Here is an 8654-nt window from a genome sequence, read left to right as displayed (position 1 = left end):
ACCCGCGCGCCATCCCCCAACGACAACGCACCCGCCACCACCGCCGCAGCAATCTCCCCCTGCGAATGCCCCACCACCCCAGCCGGCACCACACCCGCCGCCCGCCACACCTCCGCCAACGACACCATCACCGCCCACAACACCGGCTGCACAATGTCAACCCGGTCAAGCCAGTCCTCACCAGTCCGCCCCAACAGGACGTCTTCCAACGACCAGTCCACAAACGGCGCCAACGCCGCCCCACACTCCTGAACCGCCGCCCGGAACACCGGCGAACACTCCCACAACTCCACACCCATCAAAGCCCACTGCGAACCCTGACCCGGGAAGACAAACACCACCTTCCCCGCAGGACCCGCCACGCCTTGGATCACCTCGGCTGATACACGGCCATCCGCCAACGCCTCAAGCCCACCACCGAGTTCGTCAGTGTCCTCGCCCAGGACTACCGCGCGGTTCTCCAGCACCGCGCGCCCGTCCGCCAACGAGAGCCCGACCCCCAGCACGTCCACGCCGGGCTCAGCGGCCGCGAACGCCCGCAACCGCGCCCCCTGCCCCCGCAACCCCGCCTCACCACGACCCGACACCACCCACGGCACCACCGACCGACCAACCACCGGCAACCCAACCGGCCCCACCAACCCAGCATCCGCATCAGAGGCAGAGGCAGAGGCCAGTACATCCTCCACCACCGGCGCCTGCTCAATGATCACGTGCGCATTCGTACCGCTGAACCCGAACGACGACACCCCAGCCCGCCACGGCTCACCCGTCACCGGCCACGGCCGCGCCTCAGTCAACAACTCCACCGCACCCGACGCCCAATCCACATGCGTGGACGGCGCACTCACGTGCAGGCTCCGCGGCAGCACCCCGTGCCGCATCGCCATCACCATCTTGATGATCCCGCCGACGCCGGCGGCGGCCTGCGTGTGGCCGATGTTGGACTTCAGCGACCCGAGCCAGAGCGGCCGGTCCTCGGGCCGCTCCTGCCCGTAGGTCGCCAGGAGGGCCTGCGCCTCGATGGGGTCGCCAAGGGTGGTGCCGGTGCCGTGCGCCTCCACCACATCGACCTGATCACTCGTCAGAGACGCACTGGCCAACGCCTGCCGAATCACCCGCTGCTGCGACGGACCATTCGGCGCCGTCAAACCATTACTCGCACCATCCTGATTGATCGCACTACCCCGCACCACAGCCAACACCGGATGCCCATTCCGCCGCGCATCCGACAACCGCTCCACCAACAACATCCCGACACCCTCGCCCCACCCGGTGCCGTCCGCGTCATCCGAGAACGCCTTGCAACGCCCGTCCGTGGCCAGTCCGCGCTGTCGGCTGAACTCGACGAAGGTGCCGGGCGTTGCCATGACGGTCACACCGCCGGCCAGGGCCATCGTGCACTCACCCGACCGAAGCGCCTGCACGGCCAGGTGCAGCGCAACGAGCGAGGACGAGCATGCCGTGTCGACCGTCACCGCGGGCCCCTCCAGGCCGAGGGTGTAGGACACCCGGCCTGAGGCCACACTGCCGAAGCTGCCGGTCCCCAGATGTCCTTCGACGCCTTCGGGAACTGCGCCGAGGCGACTGGCGTACTCGTGGTACATCAGCCCGGCGAAAATGCCGGTCCGGCTGCCCTTGAGAGCGGTCGGGTCGATACCCGCCCGCTCGAACGCCTCCCAGGACGTCTCCAGCAGCAACCGCTGCTGCGGATCCATCGCCAACGCCTCACGCGGCGAAATCCCGAAGAATGCCGGGTCGAACTCGCTGGCGTCGTGCAGGAACCCGCCCTCGCTGACATAGCTGGCGCCGTGCTGGTCCGGGTCCGCGTCGATGATCGCCTCGACGTCCCAACCGCGATCGGTCGGAAAGCCCGTGATGGCATCCCCGCCAGCGGCGACAAGCTTCCAGAGGTCCTCAGGAGAGCTGACACCACCGGGGTAGCGGCAGCTCATCCCAACGATGGCGATCGGCTCCTGGTCACGCTCCTCCAACTCGCGCAGGCGCCGACGGGCGTTACGCAGATCAGCGGTCGCGCGCTTGAGGTAGTCGCGCAGCTTGTCCTCGTTCACCATGTCCGTCTGCTCCTTGCGGCAAAAAGGGTCGTGCCAGGGAAGTCAGTAAGTTTCAAGTTCGTCATCGAGGAGGTCGAAGAGCTCGTCGTCCGTCGCGGACTCGAGATCCCGGTCGTCGTCGGCAGCGTCGGCCGTGCCGAGGACATCCCTCCACTGGGCCAGCAGGGTCTGCAGACGCAGGGTGACCCGGGTCCCGATCTCCTCGTCCGGACTGGTCGAGGCGAGGGCCGCGGCCAGCTTGTCCAGCTCGGCGAAGACGCTCGGCCCAACTGGCGCACCATTCTGCGGGATCGCCGTCCGCAGATGCCCGACCAGGTCGACGGGGCTCGGGTAGTCGAAGACCAAGGTGGCGGGGAGTCGCAGTCCGGTGACGGCGTTGAGCCGGTTGCGCAGCTCGATGGCCGTCAGCGAGTCGAATCCCAACTCACGGAACGCGTGTGTCGGTTGGACCGCGGAGGCCCCTGAATAGCCGAGCACCGCGGCCACCTGCCCACACACCAGCTCCAACAGCACACGTTCCTGGTCCTCTGCGGGGAGCCCGGCCAGTCGCTGCTTGAGCGCCGCACCGGGATCGGCGCTCCCGGCTGCCGTTGCGCGGCGGGCGGGCAGGCGAATCAAGCCGCGCAGAAGTGGGGGAATCCCGCCGGAGGCTGCCGCTTGGGCACGCAGGCCGGCCAGGTCGAGTCGCACTGGCACCAGTACCGCGTCCGGCAGCGTCGAGGTCACGTCCAGCAGTGCCAATCCCTCGACGGTGGTCAGCGCCGCAACACCACCGCGGGCCATTCGCTCGACGTCGGCCTGCGCCAGCTCGCCCGCCATGCCTCCCTCGTCGGCCCACAGACCCCACGCCAGCGACGTGGCCACCAGACCCAGCGACCTGCGGTGCTGCGCCAACGCGTCCACGAAGGCGTTCGCGGCGGCGTAGTTGCCCTGGCCAGGAGCACCGAAGACCCCGGCCGCGGAAGAGAACACGACGAACGCCGAAAGGTCGAGGTCGGCTGTCAACTCGTGCAGGTTCCAGGCCGCGTCCACCTTTGGACGCAGCACCCGGTCCACCCGCGCCGGGGTCAACGACGAGATCACACCGTCGTCGAGTACACCCGCCGCATGAATCACCGCCGACAGGGGATGCTCCGCGGCCACCTCTGCCAGCATCGCCTCCACCGCCTCGCGATCTGCCAGATCACAGGCAGCGAAGGCGACCGAGGCGCCCAGAGCCGACAGCTCGGCCGCCAACTCCGGCGCTTCCTCCGCTGCCCCGCCCCGACGCGACACCAGCAACAACCGGCGCACGCCGCGTCGCGCCACCAGATGCCGGGCCACCGCTCGACCCAGCGATCCGGTCGCACCGGTCACCAGCACCGTACCCACAGGGTCCGGTTCGAACGACTCCGATTCGCCGACGGCTGCCACCCGCGCTAGTCGCGGAGCGAGGATCTCGCCGGCGCGCAGCGCGAACTGCGGCTCTGCGCACGCCAGTGCCGCGGGGAGCGCGGCGCTGGAGCGCGCGTCCTCATCGAGGTCGACCAGCACGATGCGGCCCGGGTCTTCAGACTGTGCCGAACGCACGAGACCCCACACCGCCGCCGACGCGACATCGACCGGCTCCGGACCCGCGCCAACTGCCACCGCGCCCCGCGTCACCAGTACCAGCCGCGATCGGGCGAATCGATCCTCCGCCAACCATTCCTGCAGCAGGGCCAGCACCCCGTGCACCGCCGCGTGCGTCGCCGGGACCACATCCTCGTTCGGATCCGGAGCCCACGGGACCACCACCAGATCGGGCACCACGGCATCAGCGGACACCGCCGCGACCAGCCCGCCCAGGTCGGCGTGCCGCTCGGCCCGGTCCAGACCGAGCCCTTCGGCACCCAGCACCGCCACCGTGCCATCCGACCCGACGGACGGCAGTGCCACGCCCGTCCACTCCGGACGGAACAGGGCGTCGTGGTAGCCGCTCCCGGCACCGCTCAGCTGATCAACCGAGAACGCCCGCAACACCAACGACTCCACCGTGGCCACGGGCACACCCGCACCGTCGGCGACCGCGAGCGAGACCGCATCAGGCCCCTCGGGCGCGATCCGCACCCGCAACACCGAGGCACCCGCTGCGTGCAGGGAGACTCCGGACCAGGCGAAGGGCAGCCGGCCTGCCTGGCCGGTGTCCTCCACCAGGCCGCCCAGACCCACGGCGTGCAACGCCCCGTCGAGCAAAGCCGGATGCAGTCCGAACTGAGCCGCCTCCGCCCGGTTCTCTTCCGGCAGCGCGACCTCGGCGAACACCTCATCGCCACGACGCCACGCCGCGCGCAGCCCCCGGAACACCGGGCCGTACTCAAGGCCGACACCTGCCAGGCTGTCGTAGAGGCCGTCGACCGCTACGACCTCCGCACCCGCAGGCGGCCACTCCGCCAGATCGAACGACGCGGCAGAGCCGCTGTCTGCCAACAGGCCAGCTGCGTGGCGGGTCCACGGCCCGTCAGCCGACTCGTCGGCCACCCGCGCATGGACGCTGACGGTACGTCGGCCCTCTGCGTCGGGTGGCCCAACCTGCAACTGCACCTGCACCCCGCCCTTGTCGGGCAGGACCAAAGGCGCCTCCAGCGTCAGCTCCTCGAGGAGTCCGCAACCGACCTGGTCACCGGCCAGAACGGCCATGTCCACGAACGCCGTGCCCGGCAGCAACATGCTGCCCGCAACGGCATGGTCGGCCAACCACGGGTGTGCCGCCGACGAGAGGCGTCCCGTGAACAGGTATCCGTCGCCGTCGGCCAACGGGACCGCCGCGCCCAGCAGCGGGTGCTCCGCGACGCCCAGGCCCGCCGAGGCCACGTCGCCGACCATGCCCGAGCCAGGCTGAGGCCAGTAGCGTTCACGCTGGAAGGCGTAAGTCGGCAGGTCGACACGCTGCGCGCCGGTCCCGGCGAACACGGCCTCCCAGTCCAACCGGAGAGCCCCACGGACATGCAGGAGGCCCAGCGCCTGCCCGATCGCCTCGACCTCCGAGCGGTCCCGCCGAAGCGCGGCGACCAGCGCGGTACCGGCGGCCTCCGACGGGAGGCAGTCCTCGCCCATGGCCGTGAGCGTGCCGTCGGGGCCCAGTTCCAGGAACGTACGGACGCCTTCGCGCTCCAGGGTCTGGACGGCGTCGCAGAAGCGCACCGCCTCGCGGACGTGCCGCACCCAGTACTCGGGCGAGCACAGTTCCTCCGCCGAGGCGAGCGCCCCGGTGAGGGTCGAAACGATCGGGATCCGCGGAGCATGGAACTCCAGCCCCTCCGCGACCTTCCGGAACTCCCCCAGCATCCCGTCCATCAGCGGCGAGTGGAACGCGTGACTGACCGTCAGCCGCTTTGTCTTTCGGCCCTGTTCCGCAAACTGCGCTGCCACGTGCAGCACCGCATCCTCGACGCCGGAGATCACCACCGACGACGGCCCGTTGACGGCCGCGATGCCCATCTCGGCCTCGCGACCCGCGAGAAGTGGCAGCACCTCCGCCTCGGTGGCCTGCAGCGCGACCATCGCGCCACTGGCTGGGAGCGCCTGCATCAACCGGCCACGGGCCGCGACCAGAGTGGCCGCGTCTGCCAACGACAACACCCCTGCCGCGTGCGCAGCCGCCAGCTCGCCGATGGAATGCCCAGCCATGACGTCGGGCCGCGCACCCCACGACTCCAGCAGGCGGAACAGCGCCACCTCGACCGCGAACAACCCCGGCTGCGTATAGGCGGTCTCATGAATCAGAGCGGTCTCCGCCGCACCCTCAGCAGCGAACAGCACCTCCCGCAGCGGGCGGTCCAGGTGCAGGTCCAACTCCGCACACGCCGCGTCGAACGCCGCCGCGAACACCGGGAACGAGTCGCACAACTCGCGCCCCATACCGAAGCGCTGACTGCCCTGCCCCGCAAACACGAACGCAAGCCTGCCGCCCGCCGCTGCGACGCCACCCACCACGGCGTTGCCCAGGCTATCCCCGCGCACCAGCGCGTCCAAGCCCTCCAGGACACCCTCACGGCCTCGCACCACCACGGCGGCACGATGCTCAAACACGGACCGCGCCGTGGCCAACGAATAGGCCACGTCCGCGATGCCCAGCTCCGCGCGCGCGGCGAGATGCACCCGCAACCGCTCAGCCTGACCCCGCAGGCCCTCCGCCGTTTTGGCCGACAGCACCAGCGGCAGGAGCGCGGACGTCTCGGGCGAACCGGGCGTACCCTTCGGCTCCTCCTCTTCGCTCTCGACCACCGCAACGGAGGGTGCCTGCTCGATGATGGTGTGCGCGTTGGTGCCGCTGATCCCGAACGAGGACACCCCGGCGCGGCGCGGCTCACCCGTCTCGGGCCACGGCACGCTCCGGGTCAGCAGCGAGACCGCGCCCGCCGACCAGTCGACGTGCGACGACGGCTCGCTCACGTGCAGGCTCTGCGGAAGAACGCCATGCCGCATCGCCATGACCATCTTGATGATTCCAGCTGCACCCGCCGCCGCCTGGGTATGACCCAGGTTCGACTTCACCGATCCCAGCCACAACGGCCGGTCCTCGTCGCGGTCCTGGCCGTAGGTCGCGAGGAGGGCCTGGGCCTCGATCGGATCGCCGAGCTTGGTGCCGGTGCCGTGCGCCTCGACGGCGTCGACCTGACCAGCCGTCAATCCGGCCGATGCCAGGGCCTGCTTGATCACGCGCTGCTGCGAGGGTCCGTTGGGGGCCGTCATTCCGTTGCTGGCGCCGTCCTGGTTCACCGCACTGCCGCGAACGATGGCCAGCACCGGATGCCCGTTGCGGCGCGCGTCCGACAGCCGCTCGATGAGGAGCATGCCGACACCCTCACCCCACCCGGTGCCGTCCGCATCATCCGAAAACGCCTTGCAACGCCCGTCCGCCGCCAACCCACGCTGGCGACTGAAGTCGACGAACGTCCCTGGGGTCGCCATGACCGTGACGCCGCCGGCCAGGGCCATCGTGCACTCACCCGACCGCAGCGCCTGGATCGCCCAGTGCAACGCCACCAACGAGGACGAGCACGCCGTGTCGACCGTCACCGCGGGCCCCTCAAGGCCGAAGGTGTAGGACAGTCGACCCGAGGCGATACTGCCTGCGCCACCGCTGCCCAGGTAGCCTTCGACGCCGCTCGGCACATCCTGAAGGCGGGTCGCGTAGTCGTGGTACATCACGCCCACGAAGACGCCCGTGCGGCTGCCGCGCACCGACGCTGGATCGATGCCCGCCCGCTCAAACGCCTCCCAGGAGGTCTCCAGCAGCAGCCGCTGCTGCGGGTCCGTGGCCAGCGCCTCGCGTGGGCTGATGCCGAAGAAGGTTGGGTCGAACTCGGCAGCATCGTGGAGGAACCCGCCCTCGCGGGTGTAGGAGGTGCCCGCGTGCTCCGGATCCGGGTGGTACAGCGATTCGACGTCCCAACCCCGGTCAGCGGGGAACCCGGAGACCGCGTCGCGGCCGGCTGAGACCAATTGCCACAGGTCCTCGGGAGTCTGCACGCCGCCCGGGAAGCGGCAGCTCATCGCGACGATCGCAATCGGATCGTCGTCGGAGCCTCCTGCGATGACCACGGGCAACACGCCCGCGTCCCGCTGCCCGAGGAGTTCGGTTCGTAGTTGGTTGGCGAGGGCGTGGGGGTTGGGGTGGTCGAAGACCAGGGTGGCCGGCAGACGCAGGCCGGTGGCGGTGTTCATCCGGTTGCGCAGTTCGAGCGCGGTCAGCGAGTCGAAGCCCAGATCGCGGAAGGCACGGGTGGGATCGACCGCCTCGGGGCCGCTGTGGCCCAGGACCGCGGCCGCCTGCGCGCAGACCAGGTCCAGCAGCACCTGGTCCTGCTCCGCCGCAGCCAGCGCAGCGAGCCGACGCCCGAGGGACGAGGACTCAACACCCCCAGCCACCGCAGTCGCCGACCGGCGGGACGGCACCCGCACCAGGCCACGCAGCAGCGACGGAACTTCACCCGACACCACCGCCCGGGCACGCAGCCCGGCCAGATCCAGACGGGCCGGCACCAACACAGCCTCGGCCGATGCCGCCGCCAGGTCCAACAGCGCCAGACCCTCCACGGTGGTCAGCGCCGCGACACCGCCACGTTCCATCCGCTCGACATCGGCGTGCGCCAGCTCGCCCGCCATGCCGCCCTCGTCGGCCCACAGCCCCCACGCCAGCGACGTAGCGGTCAGACCCTGCGCCCTGCGGTGCTGCGCCAATCCGTCCAGGAAGGCGTTCGCGGCGGCGTAGTTGCCCTGGCCACCAGCGCCGAACACACCGGCGGCCGATGAGAACACAACGAACGCCGACAGGTCGAGGTCAGCTGTCAACTCGTGCAGGTGCCAGGCAGCGTCGACCTTCGGACGCAGCACAGCATCGACCCGCTCCGGGGTCAACGAGGAGATCACACCGTCATCCAGCACACCAGCCGTGTGCACCACCGCCGTCAACGGATGCTCGACCGACACCGACGCCAACAACCCGGCCAACGCATCACGGTCCGCGACATCACACGCCGCCAGAGTCACCTCAGCGCCCAATGCCCGCAGACTCTGCTCCAGCTCGGCAGCGCCATCAGCGTCAGCCCCACGCCG

General features: G+C 70.2%; 2 protein-coding genes. Both read right to left on the bottom strand.

Going from position 1 to position 8654, the window contains the following annotated elements:
* Positions 1 to 2072: type I polyketide synthase (locus tag ABIA33_RS37850; RefSeq protein ID WP_370088747.1), on the bottom strand; the 2072-nt coding region annotated here is incomplete at its 3' end.
* Positions 2073 to 2117: 45 nt separating this feature from the next.
* The coding region (locus ABIA33_RS37845; protein WP_370088745.1) for a type I polyketide synthase at positions 2118 to 8654 on the bottom strand (6537 nt) is incomplete at its 5' end.

This window comes from Streptacidiphilus sp. MAP12-16, assembly GCF_041262165.1.
In the GTDB taxonomy this organism is placed as follows: Bacteria; Actinomycetota; Actinomycetes; order Streptomycetales; family Streptomycetaceae; genus Streptacidiphilus.
The sequence above is the reverse complement of the archived record's forward strand: the minus strand, read 5'-3'. Positions and strand labels throughout refer to the sequence as shown.